The organism is Paenibacillus sp. BR2-3 (assembly GCF_046529485.1).
Taxonomy (GTDB): domain Bacteria; phylum Bacillota; class Bacilli; order Paenibacillales; family Paenibacillaceae; genus Paenibacillus_AQ.
In genome coordinates this window covers 2,487,702-2,503,897 of record NZ_CP126311.1, presented here as the reverse complement: position 1 = coordinate 2,503,897, position 16,196 = coordinate 2,487,702, and the positions used below count along the sequence as shown (strand labels likewise).

General features: G+C 47.2%; 19 protein-coding genes. All 19 read right to left on the bottom strand.

Annotated elements, in window-relative coordinates; genetic code table 11:
• Positions 1–9: 9 nt before the first annotated feature.
• Complete coding sequence (fliY, locus tag PaeBR_RS11965; protein ID WP_410510829.1) at positions 10–1,335, bottom strand: flagellar motor switch phosphatase FliY; 1,326 nt, start codon at positions 1,333–1,335, stop codon at positions 10–12.
• A complete protein-coding gene (gene fliM, locus PaeBR_RS11960) occupies positions 1,325–2,323 on the bottom strand; it encodes a flagellar motor switch protein FliM (protein WP_410515019.1) in 999 nt (332 codons plus the stop codon). Before fliM ends, fliY begins: the two co-directional genes overlap by 11 nt.
• A 40-nt stretch (positions 2,324–2,363) precedes the next feature.
• Positions 2,364–2,831: a flagellar basal body-associated FliL family protein gene (locus PaeBR_RS11955; protein WP_410515018.1), complete on the bottom strand. Its 468-nt coding sequence runs from the start codon at positions 2,829–2,831 to the stop codon at positions 2,364–2,366.
• Complete coding sequence (locus PaeBR_RS11950) at positions 2,828–3,052, bottom strand: flagellar FlbD family protein (protein ID WP_410515017.1); 225 nt, start codon at positions 3,050–3,052, stop codon at positions 2,828–2,830. Before PaeBR_RS11950 ends, PaeBR_RS11955 begins: the two co-directional genes overlap by 4 nt.
• A 120-nt stretch (positions 3,053–3,172) precedes the next feature.
• Entirely contained in the window at positions 3,173–3,991 is an 819-nt protein-coding gene (gene flgG, locus PaeBR_RS11945) for a flagellar basal body rod protein FlgG (RefSeq protein WP_410515016.1), read from the bottom strand.
• A 119-nt stretch (positions 3,992–4,110) separates the two neighbouring features.
• Entirely contained in the window at positions 4,111–4,494 is a 384-nt protein-coding gene (locus tag PaeBR_RS11940) for a TIGR02530 family flagellar biosynthesis protein (RefSeq protein WP_410515015.1), read from the bottom strand.
• Entirely contained in the window at positions 4,491–4,991 is a 501-nt protein-coding gene (locus PaeBR_RS11935) for a flagellar hook capping FlgD N-terminal domain-containing protein (protein WP_410515014.1), read from the bottom strand. The genes PaeBR_RS11940 and PaeBR_RS11935 overlap by 4 nt, the downstream gene beginning before the upstream one ends.
• A 24-nt stretch (positions 4,992–5,015) precedes the next feature.
• The gene (locus PaeBR_RS11930) at positions 5,016–6,419 is read right to left on the bottom strand and encodes a flagellar hook-length control protein FliK (RefSeq protein WP_410515013.1); all 1,404 of its coding nucleotides are present in this window, start codon (positions 6,417–6,419) and stop codon (positions 5,016–5,018) included.
• 24 nt (positions 6,420–6,443) lie between these two features.
• Complete coding sequence (locus PaeBR_RS11925) at positions 6,444–7,379, bottom strand: MotE family protein (RefSeq protein ID WP_410515012.1); 936 nt, start codon at positions 7,377–7,379, stop codon at positions 6,444–6,446.
• A 17-nt stretch (positions 7,380–7,396) separates the two neighbouring features.
• The gene (gene fliJ, locus PaeBR_RS11920) at positions 7,397–7,840 is read right to left on the bottom strand and encodes a flagellar export protein FliJ (protein WP_410515011.1); all 444 of its coding nucleotides are present in this window, start codon (positions 7,838–7,840) and stop codon (positions 7,397–7,399) included.
• A gap of 9 nt (positions 7,841–7,849) precedes the next feature.
• The gene (gene fliI, locus PaeBR_RS11915; protein WP_410515159.1) at positions 7,850–9,163 is read right to left on the bottom strand and encodes a flagellar protein export ATPase FliI; all 1,314 of its coding nucleotides are present in this window, start codon (positions 9,161–9,163) and stop codon (positions 7,850–7,852) included.
• On the bottom strand, positions 9,156–10,004 hold the full coding sequence (locus PaeBR_RS11910) for a FliH/SctL family protein (protein ID WP_410515010.1): 849 nt from the start codon (positions 10,002–10,004) through the stop codon (positions 9,156–9,158). The genes fliI and PaeBR_RS11910 overlap by 8 nt, the downstream gene beginning before the upstream one ends.
• Positions 9,997–11,013, bottom strand: a complete 1,017-nt coding sequence (fliG, locus tag PaeBR_RS11905) for a flagellar motor switch protein FliG (protein ID WP_410515009.1) — start codon at positions 11,011–11,013, stop codon at positions 9,997–9,999. Before fliG ends, PaeBR_RS11910 begins: the two co-directional genes overlap by 8 nt.
• A 4-nt stretch (positions 11,014–11,017) precedes the next feature.
• Complete coding sequence (gene fliF / locus PaeBR_RS11900; protein ID WP_410515008.1) at positions 11,018–12,604, bottom strand: flagellar basal-body MS-ring/collar protein FliF; 1,587 nt, start codon at positions 12,602–12,604, stop codon at positions 11,018–11,020.
• Between the two features lie 33 nt (positions 12,605–12,637).
• Complete coding sequence (fliE, locus tag PaeBR_RS11895) at positions 12,638–12,949, bottom strand: flagellar hook-basal body complex protein FliE (protein ID WP_410515007.1); 312 nt, start codon at positions 12,947–12,949, stop codon at positions 12,638–12,640.
• 26 nt (positions 12,950–12,975) lie between these two features.
• Positions 12,976–13,422 (bottom strand): flagellar basal body rod protein FlgC, encoded by a 447-nt coding sequence (flgC, locus tag PaeBR_RS11890; protein WP_410515006.1) that lies wholly within the window; start codon positions 13,420–13,422, stop codon positions 12,976–12,978.
• Positions 13,423–13,428: 6 nt separating this feature from the next.
• Positions 13,429–13,836 (bottom strand): flagellar basal body rod protein FlgB, encoded by a 408-nt coding sequence (gene flgB, locus PaeBR_RS11885; protein ID WP_410515005.1) that lies wholly within the window; start codon positions 13,834–13,836, stop codon positions 13,429–13,431.
• Between the two features lie 247 nt (positions 13,837–14,083).
• Positions 14,084–15,487 (bottom strand): ATP-dependent protease ATPase subunit HslU, encoded by a 1,404-nt coding sequence (hslU, locus tag PaeBR_RS11880; RefSeq protein ID WP_410515004.1) that lies wholly within the window; start codon positions 15,485–15,487, stop codon positions 14,084–14,086.
• A gap of 34 nt (positions 15,488–15,521) precedes the next feature.
• Positions 15,522–16,064 carry an ATP-dependent protease subunit HslV gene (gene hslV, locus PaeBR_RS11875; RefSeq protein ID WP_410515003.1) on the bottom strand — a complete coding sequence of 181 codons (543 nt, stop codon included), beginning with the start codon at positions 16,062–16,064 and terminating at the stop codon, positions 15,522–15,524.
• Positions 16,065–16,196: the final 132 nt, after the last annotated feature.

Genomic DNA, 16,196 nt, shown 5'->3' with positions numbered 1-16,196 from the left:
AAGTTATGCTCATTGTAATTTTTGAATTCGGTCCCACTGGCTGACAATATCCGTAACTCGAACTCCGAAGTTTTCGTCAATAACGACGACTTCACCTTTGGCGATCAATTTGTTATTTACCAAAATATCTACAGGTTCACCAGCAAGCTTGTCCAGCTCAATAATCGAACCTTGAGACATTTCCAAAATATCTTTGATCTGCTTCTGCGTCCTTCCTAATTCTACGGTTACTCTCAATGGTATGTCCATCAATAAATTTAAATTATTTTCGTCAATATTCCCAAAGGTTCCCCCGTGAAGATTAGCAAATTGTACCGGCTGAACATTTACGTTGCGGTTCGGTACTGAATTTGGCGGTGGAGTTTGCCCATAAGGCATACCTTGCGGTGGCATTCCTTGCGGCGGCATACCATATGGCGGCATCCCCGGCATCCCATAAGCCGGCATTCCTGCAGGTGGGTAATAATAACCTCCCTCGGGCATTCCCGGATATGGCGGCATCCCCTGCTGGGGCGGATATTGAGGATGTTGTCCACCCATTGGCTGTTGTGGGGCCTGCGGGTCGACAGGATTTGCCGGGTCCGGCTGAGCGGCCGGTATTTCAGGAGCTGGTGCAGAAGTTGACGAGACTGCGGTCTCCTGCTCTGTTGTGCTGACATCGCCGAGCAGCATCGTGACCATACTTTTAGCAAATGCCACCGGCAGAAGCTGCATAATCGTAGAATCAATCAGATCCCCGATTTTGAGCCGGAAAGAAATACGGATAAGAGTTTCGTCATCAGGCAGACTGCCAACACCTTCACCGCTGGACATGTTCAGGATATCGATTCCCGGCGGAGAAATGTTGACAAACCGGTTGAAAATCGTCGACATGGAGGTGGCGGAAGAGCCCATCATCTGGTTCATCGCTTCCTGTACGGCACTAACATGGATTTCGTTCAGATCTTCATCCTTTGGGTCGCCTACTCCGCCAAGCATCAAGTCGGCGATAACCTGGGCATCCCGAATTTTGATGACAAGTGAATTAATGCCCTGGAACCCGTCCACATACTGTACATGAACGGCAACATGCGGTCTCGGAAAAGCCTCTTCGAATTCGCCGCGAGTAATGATAGAAACCTGCGGAGTAGTGATGTCAACCTTTTTCCCCAGTAATGTGGAGAGGGCAGTCGCTGCGCTTCCGAATGTGATGTTGCCAATCTCACCCAAGGCATCCTGTTCAAAAGCTGTTAAAAAGTCACTTACCGTCTTGGCTGAGGGACCTATCGATCCTTCCGCAGATTGTCTTAAAAGGGCGTCGATTTCTTCTTGGGATAAATAATCTTTACTCGTCAAATTCTTCAACTCCTTCACTGACAATCTCGTCTATTTGGACGGCTACCCGTTCTTTGATCATTCCCGGGCTTCCAATGAACTTCAGTTTGTTCCCTACCTTAATCGACAATCCTGAATCAACGGTTTTATTCAGAGAGATAACATCCCCAATGCTGAGTCCAAGAAATTCGGATATCGATAAATTGGATTCACCGAGTTCGGCTACAATCGGAAGCTGCGCCCGATGAACACGGGTCTTGATGATCTCCAACTCATCCGCATCGCGTGTCTTCTTCTCAGAAACAAACCACTGATGAACGGAAAGTCTGGACATAATAGGCTCCAGAACAACGTGAGGAATACAGAGATTAATCATTCCGGTAGTATCGCCAATTTTGGTGCTCAGCGAGATCAGGGCAATCGTCTCATTGGGAGAAACAATTTGCATGAACTGTGGATTTGTTTCCAGTGCCTCCATACGGGGCTCTATATCCAAAACTGTTTTCCATGCTTCCCGCAGACTTTCAAAACACCTGCTGAAAATCCGTTCCATAATTGTTGTTTCAATTTCAGTTAGATTCGAGACCTTGGCGGGCGCCGTTCCGAAACCGCCCAGCAGCCTGTCCAGCATGGCATAGGCGATGTTTGGATGAACTTCCATTACCATTCGGCCTTCCAATGGCTCTGCCTCAAAAATATTTAAAATAGTCATTTTCGGAATGGAGCGGATAAACTCATCATATGGGAGCTGCTCTACCTGGACGACATTGATCTGCACGAAGGTGCGCAATTGGGCCGAAAAGTACGTCGTCAGATAGCGGGCGAAGTTGTCATGAATCCGCGTAAGACTTCGGATATGATCTTTGGAGAAGCGTACCGCCCGCTTGAAATCATAAGACCGGATTTTCTTCTGGGTTTCTTCCTTTTTTAGTTCATCGGCATCCATTTCACCGGATGATAGTGCAGCTAATAGAGCATCAATTTCGTTTTGTGACAGTACATCAACCAATTCAATCACCCCCCCATCAAAGAATTACCGCGCTTTAAAGCTACAAAGGAGCCAGTATAAAGTTGGTGATCTCAACTTGAGTCAGCTTGCCCTCGGTCAAGGTTTTATTGATTAGATTCACTAGCCTGCTGCTAAGCTGATCCTTGCCATCCGCCCCGTTCAGTTGCTCCGACTTGGTGTCGGCAAGCGTTTTGATAAGAATCGGTTTAATCTTGATCTCTTTGATCTTATCAAATTCTTCCTTGGCTGTTGCTGAATCCAGTTGAAAAGCAAAATTTATTGAAACGATATAATCGGGATCGGCAAGATTAGTTTTGATGTCTTGTATTTCCGAAGTCAGCTCTACTATTTCATCGGCGGTTAAATTCTTGGTTTCCACATTCTCAACAGCCGCGTTGACTTCATTGGGATCACCAGGAAAGAACTTGCCCAGTAACAGAAATGCAGCTAGCACGATTAAAGTAATCGCCAGTAAAATCGTTATGAGCCATGGCAGCATCTTTTTCATGAAAGCTCCTCCAATGATTGGACTTTAATGGTGGCCGCGTGTATGCCGATATCCTTGTTATACTCACGGATCTTTTCAATGACTTCATCGGCTTTTTCAAGCACGATCAGTCTTTTGCCCGTAACCAGCGTAATATGTGTATCCGGGCTTTCTTCCACCACTTCCACCAGAAGGGCGTTCAGCCACATTTGCGTACCATTTAATCGTGTTACCGAAATCATAACAGGCCTCCTAACAAAAAATAAGGGGAGGAGTCCTCCCCCACATTGCTCGATAACACTTCGCCTGAGGCGAAAAGTTTCTATCAAACAGCAATCCTTAAGACAGGTTCAGATCATATATTAACGTTTCAGGTTAACAACTTCCTGCAGCACTTCATCAGAAGTGGTTATAATCCGGGAATTGGCTTGAAAACCGCGTTGTGCGACGATCATTTCCGTAAATTCATTCGTTAAGTCCACATTGGACATCTCTAGCTGACCGGCAACAATCGCTCCCGTTCCTGTTTCCGTATTATTCGCAGTTGTCGGTTCCAGTGTGCCATCCGGATTAGCATTCAAAGTCATACGGTACAGGTTGCCGCCGATCTTCTCCAAGCCCTGTGGGTTGGTTACCTTGCCAATACCAATTTGAACACCGGGCTGCGTGGTTCCATCGCTCATGGTTTGCACAATCGTACCATCATTGGAAATGGAGAATCCCGTTACCCCTTCTTCCAGCTGGATAAGGGCTCCACCCGAATCCAATACACGCAATCCATCGGAGGTGACTAAGTTAAAGCTGGAATCCACATGGAAATCACCTGCACGAGTCAGAAAGGGGGTTTCCTGGGCATCCGACAGCTTTACCAGAAAAAATCCGTCTCCATCAATCCGCAAATCCGTCGGATTATTGGTGGTCATGGCACTGCCTGCCAAGTGCAGCGTATCGACCGAGCCGATACTTACTCCCAGACCGATCTGCTTGGCATTTACACCACCTTGAGCTCCGTCAGATGGTGCTGTAACGCCGGAAACAGTCTGGCTCATAATATCTTTAAACATAACTCGTCCCGATTTAAAGCCGATGGTATTCACGTTTGCGATATTGTTGCCGATAACATCCAGCTTGGTTTGAAAACCGCGCATACCTGAAACCCCTGAGTACATAGATCTTAACATGCTGTATCATCTCCCGGAATATGAAGTCGTTATGACTCCTTTATTGAACTTGCTTTATGGAGCATGGACCGCGTCAATCGGTCGGCGGTCACTCCGGCTTTCCGTTAGGACCGGCCGGTTCAGGAAATGATCACTGCACTGTCTATTTGGGTAAATACATTATCTTTCATCGAGCTTCCATCCATTGCTGTAACTACGGTGCGATTCGCCACACTAACAATTAATGCCATGTCTTTCATTAATATCAATGATTCCTTGCTGCCTTTGGCTGCAGCTTTGTCTACTGCCGAAGAGATTTGATCCAACTGGCGGCTGCCAAGTTCAATCCCTCTTTGCTCCAGTCGTTTAGCGGCGTGATTGCTGAATTTGAGCATATTCCGCTGCAAAACATTTTCGAACGAAGCCTCTGGCGCCACCGTACTCTTTGAACTTGGCGGACGTTGAAGAGAGGAAGGATGGACCGTGCCTGGATACATTTGGCCGATTGTCAGCCTTTCATTCATGTCGTCGCCCCGCTCTCCCCGCTGCCCCCTGATGTAGTACTGCTAGAGTCAACGCTTGCCGCTGTAGAAGCATTTTTAATTTGTGTAACTTCTGAAAGAGCTATTTTTTGGTCTCCGACTACCGCATAATTCACTCCGCTGCTGACAAGTATGGAGTCAACGGTACCCGACTTGGGCAATAGTGTAGTACTGTCTGTCCAGGTGATATCTTTGCCTATTAGACTTGATGCCGAGCCAAGTGACTGATTAAGCGAAGTAAGCTGGGTTGAAATGTTCATAAGCTGCTCAACGGATGTAAATTGGGCCATCTGAGCGATAAATTCCTTATCCTCCATCGGCTGCATCGGATCCTGATTCTGAAGCTGGGTGATTAGAATTTTCAAGAACTGATCCTTACCCATGACTGAGCTGCCTGGTGTTTTACCCGGATTTGCACTGTTGCCCACCGAATAATTGGGCCATGTATTACTGGTAGATATAATCTCTGAAGAAGCCATTCCTGCCACCTCTCTTTCCTTCCATTAAGCCTTAGCAGAGAATGAGGCCGCTTGATCCCGGTCTTCCGGTGCTCCATTCACTAGCCAATCCTTCCACTCACCATTCAGTTCAGCCGCGATAACGGCATCTCCGGATATTTCATTACCGTATTTTGATTGTCTATTGGACTGCTGACCTCCTGAACCGGTCTGACGTCCTTCCTGCTGCATTTGCGATTGAAGCGGTGTATTATTTTGCGTTACTTCAAGCTTTTCTACCTGCAGCCCCTGTGCCTGCAAGGCTGCACGCAATTGTACCATCTGCTGCTCCAGCAAATCCTTGGCTCCGGCGTGCTCCGTTACAAATTGAGCGACTAAATGCCCGTTCTGCATCGTAATCTTAACATCAACCTGTCCAAGATTTTCCGGAAACAGTGAAATAGTAGCTTCGGCAACTCCGCCCTTGTTGACTATCTCCAATTTACTGGTGACTAAACCCGTCATTTCCTTGGCAAAGTGTTGAACCGGCACCTGCGGTGTCTCTGCTTTCAGAGGAGCTGTAATTCCGTTACGCATGGACAACTGTCCTGCAGTTACGATTTCCCCGTCTTTCGCAGGAACACTGAACTCCGCAATGGATTCATCATTGGAAACTGCCCTTTTTGCCTCATCAGTTACAATAATCCTGGCTTGCATTGTGCCTGAGAGATCGGATTCATTCTTTCCAGACTCTGCAGAAACGGTTACGGGCGAAGAAGAAACTGTTGTTTCACTCTTAACTGCCAAAGCGTCTGTCGAACGGCCATTCGGGTTGCCAAGAACTTTTGGCTTGTCCGCAGCCGGTTGTGTCATTAAATCAGCAAAGTTGTTAAGTACAGCTAGTCCTTTGGCTGTTAATTCCTCATTTCCGCTAGAAGCAGCTTCCTGAATAATGGAAACCAGTCTGTTAAGGTCATCCTGCACCGCAAAACGAAGTGTCTCAGGGTTTTGGGCTAACGGTGATAAAGCAGCAGTACCAGTACCACTTTCATTTTGACTATCCGCAGGCACATCACTCGGCAAAAGAGCGGATACCTGCAGTAACCATCCCTGGAGCGCTAACAGCAGAGCCGGATCTTTTTCAATAGATTCATCAAGTTTCTCAATATCCTGGGCCAGCTCACCGAGCAAATCCGTATTCTGAAAGGCTGTCTCCTCTTTTACATCGCTTCCGGTGGGCTGAAGTTCCTTAAGCAAGCCCTGCAATAAAGCGATCGGGTCTCCCGTTCCGGTAGTCGAGGCATTATTACTTTCATTAGTGCCCGTCATCTTCTGGATTAGCGCCTGTGCAAAAGGCAGCAGCGATCCTGTCCCCTCAGTGTTACCACCAAGAGCAGTCACAGAGGAAGATGAAGCTGGATTTGCAGTTAATCCATTGCCGGCAGAAATCATTTGAAATACTAAGCTCATTTTTTTCTCACCTCCCTTCAAAGCTTATTTAGCGCCCATGAGCCGATTTACGATTTTCGCAGTTTGTGCACTGTCGTTCTTGGTCATTTCACTCAGTATGGAGGACCTCACACTATCGCTTACAGTGTTCAATACTGTGATCACTTTATCCGGGCTGATGAGAAACATATCCCCCAGAAGCTTTGCTGCATTTGCTGCAGGCATGGATGTAAACGTCTTGCTAAGCTTTTCCTTATCGAGGTTAGTACTGCTTCCAGAGGCAGTAGTTGTACCTGCTTCCTTCTTCAGTCTGGATTGAAGAGCAGCTATCGCCAAATCCGTCGAGGTTGTAGTCTCTTTGAGCTTTACGGATACGTCAGCAGCCGTTTTGGGTGTCATCTTCTCCAAAATAGCCGTTTTGCTGGCATTGTTCATTACACTGAAAATCTGCACCATTTCGTCAGTCGTCAAATTCTCCATAATCGGTGCCGCTTTGGAAGCCTTCATCCCTGAGTATAATTTGGCCAGTTCAGTAACCTTCTTCTGATAGGCATCCTCTTCGCTAGCGTTGCTTTCTTCAGAAGCGGCAGCCTCTTTCTCCATACCATCGATCTGCGATTGGAGCGCCTGCACCTGTGTATCCCGAGCGGCTTTCTCTTCAGTGACCTTCTTAAGATTCTCTTCCTGCTGGGCAAGCTGCGCTTTCAGCGCTTTAATGGTCGTCTCTGAGCTGGCGGCCTGTTCATCAGTCTGCTGTTGTTCATTCAGAGCAGGATCTGCTGGCGGATCAGGAATCCACTTGTCTACAACAGGAATTTTGTTCGCAACCGTAAGCACATTATTACGAATATCCATATTAAAAAGCGTCAGCAATACTCCCAGAAGTACAAGCGTGAAGATGATCGGTATCATTAAAAACAGAAACCGTTCAAATTTACCCGCTGACCCTTCATTTTCAAATTCCATTTCATTATTTGCCACTAGCGGAAACCTCCGGGTTAGAGGGACTTCATCGCGAAGCGGACGGTAGCCATCTCATCCAATTCGTTTTGTTCCCGTAAATTCATGCTTTGCTGAAACAGCTGCTGAGCTTTGTCCTTTGCTTTCAACCACACTTTTTCATCCAAAACCTTCGTACTGAGCTGATCCTGCTTATGCTGAACCTCTTGATGAGCACGGTTTATTTCGGCATGCTTGCGCGCGATACATTTATCCAGAAAATCAACATAATCCTGCATTTCCCGGATTTTGATCATGGAAGTTCTTTGTTCTGCAGAGCTTTGCAACGAGAATATGACTTCATTTCGCTGAACCAACAATTCATCAAGACTTTTTTCCTGGGCCTGCAGTTCTCCAAGTGCGGTTGAGAGCATCCACTCTGCCTGTGTTTTTTCATTGCCCTTCAAATCTACAACTTTTTGAAATGTATAATGAAATCTCATAATACGCAATCAACTCCTTGAGAACTGAGAAATTAAAGATTGTTGAACTTCGGTCAGCGTCACTTTCTCATTAACCTTCTGTTTGGTGAAATTCCAGATGCTGTCAATATAATGGATTGACTCATCAATCTGGGCGTTAGACCCTCGCTGATAGGCTCCGATATTAATTAAATCTTCCGAGTCCTTGTAAACCGCCATCAGCCTTTTCACATTCTCAGCCGCATCGATCTGTTCTTCAGGCGCAATATCCTTCATAACCCGGCTAATACTGGACAGCACATCAATCGCCGGGAAGTGTCCTTTGTTGGCGATGCTCCGGTTTAATACGATATGCCCATCCAGAATTCCCCGTACCGCATCAGCGATTGGCTCATTCATGTCATCCCCGTCAACCAGTACCGTGTAAAAGGCGGTTATTGAACCTAACGGTCCTGTCCCGGCCCTTTCAAGCAGTTTAGGCAGACTTGCGAATACGGACGGTGTGTAGCCTCTCATAGCCGGCGGTTCCCCGACGGCAAGCCCTACTTCACGTTGTGCCATAGCATACCGGGTAACAGAATCCATCATCAGCATGACGTTTAGTCCACGGTCCCGGAAATATTCGGCAATTGTTGTGGCAATTAACGCTCCCTTAATCCGAATCAGCGCCGGCTGGTCCGAAGTAGCGACAATTACCACTGAACGCTGCAGCCCTTCGGGACCCAAGTCGCGTTCAATGAAATCCAGCACTTCTCTGCCCCGCTCCCCGATCAACGCAATTACGTTAACGTCGGCTGAGGTATTGCGGGCGATCATTCCCATCAGTGTACTTTTGCCTACACCGGAGCCAGCAAATATACCGACCCGCTGTCCCTTGCCGATCGTCAATAATCCATCAATTGCCCTTACTCCAATACTGATAGGCTCTTGCACACGAGGCCGATTCAGCGGATTGGAGGGTATATTGAAGGTTGAGCTATGCGGCATACGTGCCGGAATGAGTGAACCGTCCAATGGTTGTCCCAGCCCGTCCAGCACTTTGCCCAGCAGCTCAGATCCAACCTGTACGCTTAGCGGCTTGCCAGTACCGACAACATCACAGCCGGGACCGATAGCCTGCAGTTCACCCAAAGGCATCAGCAGCACTTTGTTATCCCGAAACCCAACGACTTCCGCCTTCAGCGGTTTGTTCCCTTTGGCGGGATAGATGTAACACACATCACCTATGCTCGCATCCGGACCTTCGGATTCAACCATGAGGCCGATAACCTGAGTTACCTTGCCGTTCACTCTGACCGGATCAATATTACGCAATTGCTCTTTGTAGCGCCGGCCGTCAAGCATTGTCTTCCCCATTTCTGCCTTCTTCGGTGTCCAGGGCGATTCTCAACAGCTCTTTCTTGATTTCGGCAAGCTGGGTGTCGATTCGAGCATCGATACTTCCGAAGGAAGAACGAATTACACAGCCATGGTCCTTCACAGTAGAATCAGGTAAAATTTGCAGTTCCGCCTGTGAATCAATGGCGAGCGCAAGCTCTTCACGGGCCGCGTGCACAAATGTGAATTGCGCTGGAGATACACACAGGGAGATCAGTCCCTGCTCGCGTTTACGGGCTAAATTCTTCTTAATTAACTCCATAGTGAACTCAGGCTCAACCGTAAGCTGTCTTTCCACAATTTTCTCGGCAATACCACAGCTGAGTTCCACCAAAAAGGGTTCAGCCTCCTGAATAATGACGTCTCTGGCCCTGTAAGCTTCAGAAAGCACCACTCTGGCTTCTTCCATCATCTCGGCTACCTTCCGCTTCATCTCTTCCTCAGCCTGCGTTATACCTTCCTGGTAACCGTGCTGATATGCCTCGGATTTCACAGCCTCTATAAGGTGTTCATCCTGCTCCCGACGCTCAATCCACCATTGCTCCGCCTCAGCACGCACCGACTCCAGAATAAGCTCTGCTTCACGGGAAGCATCCCTTACCTGCCCTTCAGCAAATTCCTGCGCATCCCACAGCATCTGTTTACGGGCCAGTTCAGCCTCTTCCCGGGCAGGATCGTTATAATGCAGTTCAGCTGAAGGATCTTCCGAAGCAGGCTCTTCGCTAAGTCCGGCGTGGTGTCGGGCCTGTTCCAGTCTTTTCAGTACATCTACCGGGACGTATTGGGAGTGTTTGATCAGCCTAGACAATAATGTCATCTCCTCCACCGCGTGCGATGATGATCTCACCGGATTCTTCCAGTCTGCGGATCGTGCCTACAATGCGGGTCTGTGCCTCTTCTACATCACGCAGCCGCACAGGCCCCATGTACTCCATTTCTTCCCGGAATGTCTCTGCCATACGTTTGGACATATTCCGGAAAATAACGTCGCGCACTTCCTCGCTTGCCACTTTAAGCGCAAGCTGCAAATCGGCGTTCTCGATATCGCGAATAATCCGCTGAATGGAACGGTTGTCCACATTGACAATATCCTCGAAAACGAACATCCGTTTTTTGATTTCTTCCGCAAGCTCCGGATCTTGTATTTCCAATGAATCCAGAATCGTCCGTTCTGTCCCACGGTCTACTCCGTTTAGAATCTGCACGATGGATTCAATTCCGCCTGCATTGGTATAATCCTGGGTGACAGTTGCCGAAAGCTTTTGTTCCAGAACGCGTTCTATCTGAGAAACGACCTCCGGTGAGGTGCTATCCATAATGGCAATTCTTCTGGCCACCTCCGCCTGCTTCTCTTGAGGGAGGGAAGAAAGAATCGAAGCTGCCTGATCAAATTGCAGATACGACAGGACAAGTGCAATCGTCTGAACATTCTCATTCTGAATAAAGTTTAGAATCTGGTGCGGATCTGCCTTACGTGCAAAATCAAAGGGTCTTACCTGCAAGGTAGCCGTCAGACGATTAATGACCTCCATCGCCTTCGCCTGACCAAGCGCTTTTTCCAAAATTTCTTTGGCGTAGTTAATTCCGCCTTGTGATATATATTCCTGGGCGAGACATATCTGGTGAAACTCAGACATAATCGATTCCTTCTCACCACTGTCCACTTTGCGGACATTGGCAATTTCCAGCGTAAGCTGTTCGATTTCCTCATCCCGTAAATGTTTGAATATCTGTGCCGATACCTCAGGCCCTAGTGTGATAAGCAGGATTGCAGCCTTTTGCCGGCCGCTAAGTCCCTGCTGGCTAGCTTTTGCCATTAATTCACCTCTGTTCGTCAGCTAGCCATGTGCGCAGCAGATTTACGAATTCATCCGGCTTCTTCTTGGCCAGACTTTCCAGTTGCTTGCGTACTTGACTCTCGTTCGTTACGCTCTCCAAATTAATAGATGGAAACTCGGTTGGAACCTGTAGCGGTACATCTTCTTCTTCCTCTTCAAGTTTCTTTCTGCGGCTCCGATAAAAGAGATAACCGGCTCCGGCACCAACAACCAGTGCGGCTGCGCCGATTGCCCATATCATCCAGTTCGCGAGTTTTCCAGTTGTATCTGCGGCAGCATTGCTGCCGAATTGCTGGGAATAAACCGAAACTTTTTTAGCCAAATCAGCGTCAGTATAAGCAACACCAGAATCCGCCAGAGAAGCACGGACGATATTGACCAGAATGTTCTGAATGGCAGCCGTTGTAGGCTGATCCAAAGTTGTTTGTCCTGTAGGTGGTTCAACTGCCACATTAATGGTTAAATCTTTAACAGTATATGGACTAGCGATAATGTCTTTAGTGATATGATTCACTTCATAGTTTATGGTCTCCGATGATTCCTCTGAGGTAGAAGTACCGGAATTCGTTCCTGATGGATAACCGGCTACATCCTGTTCACCAGTACCTGCCACGCCGCCATTCGTGTTCCCTTGTCCTGAATAAGAATTACTGATAATCTGCGAGCTGATCTCTATACCCTTCAAATTCTCTGTATCTACTGGAGTTACGATATCCTCCTTGCGATTTTCCTTATCGAAGTTCAGCTTGGAGAATACGAGAACATCCACTTTATTAGGACCTGTAAGGGTGCTTAGAAATTGCTTTACATTCTTTTTGACTTCTTCTTCTAATTTTTTCTGCAGGTCGAAGTTCTCTTGAACTTGGCTTGAAAATCCGGCTTGTCCACCCCTTGATGTCGGCCTCAGCTCAGCTTCATTGTTGGCAATCGTTATATTCTCCACCGGCAAATTCGGAACGGCTGTCTTGACAAGGTTGAAATAACCGTCAATATTATCCTGATTTGGTCTAAAGCCCGGATCAAAGCTCAGAACAACCGATGCGGAGGCTTTCTCCTGATCCGCCTGGGAGGCAAATACAGTCTCTTTAGGCAAATTTATCAGGACTTTTGCATCCTTAATCCCCTGCATCCTTCTCATCAACTGTTCGACTTCGCCATTGAGCGCATTATTATATTTCACTTCAAACTCGCTGTCGGTCGTACCGATCATCGAGGAATTTTCATCGAATATTTTATATCCGATAGATCCATCTTGCACAATCCCCTGAGAGCCGATGTCCACCTTAATTCGTGCCGCTTCCGTACTGGGTACGGAAATACTCTTCCCATCTGTACTCAGCTTGTATGTTATCCCGGCCGAGTCCAAATAGGTCATAACAGCCGCCGAATCCGTACTGTCTAAATCCTTAAAAGCTACTTCATACTCGGTTTTGGAAAGCTGCATCGTCATAACCACGATGATAATAATAATGATAAACAGCGTCGAAAAGAATAGCATCTTCTGCCGGCTGCTGAATCTGTTCCAGTACTGGACGCCCTTGTCCCTGTACTGGGCAAATCTTTCATTCACAGTGTCACCCCATCCGAAACTTAGCTAGGATATTTAGATCTGAGTTCTCATAATTTCCTGATAGGCTTCAATCACTTTGTTCCGGACTTGTGTAGTCAACTGCAAACTTAGCAATGCCTGCTGGGAAGATATTAGTGCTTCATCTATATTTACTTCTCCAAGTACAAATTTATTGTTCATATTTTTTGCTTGCTGCTCCTGATTGGCTACCTGGTTCAGAGCATCCTCAAGATAAGAACCAAAGCTCTGATTTGAATTCGATGGAGTCGATGAAGACTGTGCATTCGCTGTTTTCATAGCAAGCTGCTGCACAGATTGGGAGCCAATAGCTAGATTTTGTATCAACTGTCTACCTCCTTGGTATATTTATGTTACCGTCCAATCTCAAGAGCCTTGGTTACCATAGCTTTACTAGCATTAAGCATCGTAACATTAGCATCATAGGAACGGGAAACGGAGAGCATATCTACCATCTCTTTTGTAATGTCAACGTTAGGCATATAAACATAACCATTCTGATCCGCATCGGGATGGCTTGGATTGTATACGGGCTTGAGCGGGGAAGTATCTTCTGTAATGGCCTGTACCTTAACCCCTTGGGTACCGCCGTTCATTTTCGAGTTTAAAATATCAGCAAAATTATTACTCTGAGCCGCTTCCAGCACAACGAGTTTACGGCGGTAAGGAACCGCTTTCCCGTCTACCACCGAGGCCCTTGTTGTTTCGGCGTTAGCTATATTGGAAGAAATCACGTCCATCCGCAGCCGCTGGGCTGTCAAGGCTGAGGCGCTTATTCCAAAACTGCTACCAAAATTCATACCAGGTTATCTCCCCTCAGCAACTGTACGCATCATCGTAATTTGACTATTAATTTGTTGAATATAAGAGTTGTACCTTAGCTGATTCTCTGCGCTGAGCGCCATCTCCCGATCAATATCAACATTATTGTTGTTGTTATTCATTGAAGAAGTTTCATCTTTATTGGTGACTGCAGCCGGAACAACCGAATGATTTCCGAATTGAAAATGACGGGAATGGGTCACTTTCGCGCTAAGTTGAGACTTTAGTCCACTCTCCTGCTGCCGCAAGAAGCTTTCAAATGACACATCAGAGCGTTTGAAATTCGGCGTATCGATATTAGCCACATTGTTGGAGAGAACACTTTGTCGAATGTTGGCGGCTTCTATACCTCCCTGCAATCGTTGAAAACTGACACTGTTCAGCAATCCCATGGATATCCCCCTTCCAAAGCTATCATATTGAAAAGAATTCCACAACTCTTTCAGAAATCCTTCTTATTCGACAAAAAAAGCTAAAAAAAATGCATTTTCATCGATTTCTGGTCGAAAACTGTCCCTTGACGTGAAAATAGTCATATTCTTATACTATGATTCTCTTAGAATTTGTATATTATTACAATAAGAAATAAGCCCTATCTTTTCAGATAAGAGAGGGCTTATTGAATGTTTTATCAAAATTTTACAGGATGTATTGACTTAAGTCCCGATCTTGCGCAATGCTTTCCAGCTTTTCACGTACATACTCCGGTGTGATGATCATAGTATCCAGTGTCAACTCCGGTGCTTCAAAGGAAAGATCCTCAAGCAGCTTCTCCAATATGGTATGGAGGCGCCGTGCACCAATGTTTTCCGTGTTTTGGTTGACGTTTGCCGCTATTTTGGCGATCTCGTATATCGCTTCTTTCTGGAACTGGATATCTATATTTTCCGTTGCCAGCAAATTTACATATTGTTTGGTGAGCGCGTTCTCGGGCTCCGTTAAAATCGACACAAAATCCTCCAGCGTCAGACTGCTCAGCTCTACGCGAATAGGAAACCGGCCCTGAAGCTCCGGTATGAGGTCGGAAGGCTTGGCAATATGAAATGCCCCGGCAGCCATAAAGAGCACATAATCCGTCTTTACAGGGCCATATTTCGTCATGACAGTCGAACCCTCGACAATCGGCAGAATATCACGCTGCACACCCTCACGGGATACGTCCGGACCTGAACCTTTGCCTTGACTGGCAACCTTATCAATTTCATCAATAAAAATAATTCCCGATTGCTCTGCCCGCGTGACCGATTCCTGGATTACATCGTCCATATCGATCAGCTTGGCCGCCTCATCCTGAATGAGCACCTTGCGGGCTTCCCGGATGGGGAGCTTGCGTTTCTTGGTCCGTTTGGGGAGCAGACTGCCGAACATCTCCTGCATGTTCATCCCCATCTGTTCATTGCCCTGGCCGGCAAACATGTCCAGCATCGACGGCGCTGTATCTTCCACATCAACTTCTATGATCTCATCTTCCAGTTGGCCAGCGAGCAGCTTGAAACGAATTCCACGGCGGCGTTCGCTGAGGCTCCCGTCCTGTTCCGGATCTACCTTGGAATCGTCCTGCCCCCCGCCATTTCCGCCAAAAATCATTTCAAAAGGATTACGTTGGCCCTTGTTCTTGGAAGCTGAAGGGACCAGTATACTCACTATACGCTCGTTGGCCAATTCCTCGGCACGGTCCTTAACCTTTTCCGTCCGTTCCAGCTTGACCATACGAATCGAGGTTTCCACCAAATCACGAACCATGGATTCGACATCGCGGCCCACATAACCGACCTCTGTAAATTTGGTTGCCTCAACTTTAATGAAGGGAGCATTAACGAGCTTGGCAAGTCTTCTGGCGATTTCCGTCTTTCCTACTCCTGTAGGGCCGATCATCAGAATATTCTTCGGAACAACTTCATCACGCAGCTCCTCGGCCAGCAGACTGCGCCGATAACGGTTGCGGAGCGCAACGGCGACTGATTTCTTGGCCTGCTTCTGACCTACAATATATTTATCCAGTTCGGCTACGATTTGGCGGGGTGTAAGCGATTGATTAACCATCGTGACTTCCTCCCTCTCTCTGTGGCACCGGGGCCTATAATTGTTCAACAATAATATTGGAATTGGTGTACACGCATATTTCAGAAGCGATTTGAAGCGCCTCTCTTGCGATATCCGCCGCACTAAGATTAGAAGCATGACGCTTCAGGGCACGACCGGATGCCAAAGCAAAATTGCCTCCGGAGCCAATAGCCAGCACATCATCATCCGGCTCTATGATTTCACCATTTCCGGAGATGAGAAGCATACCTTCCTTATTCATCACGATCATCAGTGCCTCCAGCTTGCGCAATATGCGATCCTGCCGCCAGTCTTTGGCGAGCTCAACCGCAGCGCGCTGCAGATTGCCATGATGCTCCTCCAGCTTACCCTCGAACTTCTCGAACAGAGTGATCGCATCGGCAACCGATCCTGCAAATCCGGCAATCACTTGTCCTCTGTACAAACGCCGCACTTTTTTGGCGGTCGTCTTCATAATGACGCTTTCTCCGAAAGTTACCTGACCGTCACCAGCTATTGCAGCTTGACCATTATGTCTGACTGCGCAAATTGTCGTCGCATGAAAACTTGGAACCATAACTTACGCGCCTCCTTAAGATAAAATAGCCTCTCGGCATTCGCCGAGGCAGATGGGACAAGGGTTTCCTTGTTTCATCCAATATGCCATCCTCCTACTTTCACAGGGGAATGGGTTTTTCAGTCCCTATCC

What these genes read in the sequence shown, in the direction of transcription:
- PaeBR_RS11955 (WP_410515018.1), bottom strand. Translation starts at nt 2,831, where the DNA reads ATGAAAAAGATGCTGCCATGGCTCATAACGATTTTACTGGCGATTACT.
- PaeBR_RS11950 (WP_410515017.1), bottom strand. Translation starts at nt 3,052, where the DNA reads ATGATTTCGGTAACACGATTAAATGGTACGCAAATGTGGCTGAACGCC.
- flgG (WP_410515016.1), bottom strand. Translation starts at nt 3,991, where the DNA reads ATGTTAAGATCTATGTACTCAGGGGTTTCAGGTATGCGCGGTTTTCAA.
- PaeBR_RS11940 (WP_410515015.1), bottom strand. Translation starts at nt 4,494, where the DNA reads ATGAATGAAAGGCTGACAATCGGCCAAATGTATCCAGGCACGGTCCAT.
- PaeBR_RS11935 (WP_410515014.1), bottom strand. Translation starts at nt 4,991, where the DNA reads ATGGCTTCTTCAGAGATTATATCTACCAGTAATACATGGCCCAATTAT.
- PaeBR_RS11930 (WP_410515013.1), bottom strand. Translation starts at nt 6,419, where the DNA reads ATGAGCTTAGTATTTCAAATGATTTCTGCCGGCAATGGATTAACTGCA.
- fliJ (WP_410515011.1), bottom strand. Translation starts at nt 7,840, where the DNA reads ATGAGATTTCATTATACATTTCAAAAAGTTGTAGATTTGAAGGGCAAT.
- fliI (WP_410515159.1), bottom strand. Translation starts at nt 9,163, where the DNA reads ATGCTTGACGGCCGGCGCTACAAAGAGCAATTGCGTAATATTGATCCG.
- fliG (WP_410515009.1), bottom strand. Translation starts at nt 11,013, where the DNA reads ATGGCAAAAGCTAGCCAGCAGGGACTTAGCGGCCGGCAAAAGGCTGCA.
- flgC (WP_410515006.1), bottom strand. Translation starts at nt 13,422, where the DNA reads ATGAATTTTGGTAGCAGTTTTGGAATAAGCGCCTCAGCCTTGACAGCC.
- flgB (WP_410515005.1), bottom strand. Translation starts at nt 13,836, where the DNA reads ATGGGATTGCTGAACAGTGTCAGTTTTCAACGATTGCAGGGAGGTATA.
- hslU (WP_410515004.1), bottom strand. Translation starts at nt 15,487, where the DNA reads ATGGTTAATCAATCGCTTACACCCCGCCAAATCGTAGCCGAACTGGAT.
- hslV (WP_410515003.1), bottom strand. Translation starts at nt 16,064, where the DNA reads ATGGTTCCAAGTTTTCATGCGACGACAATTTGCGCAGTCAGACATAAT.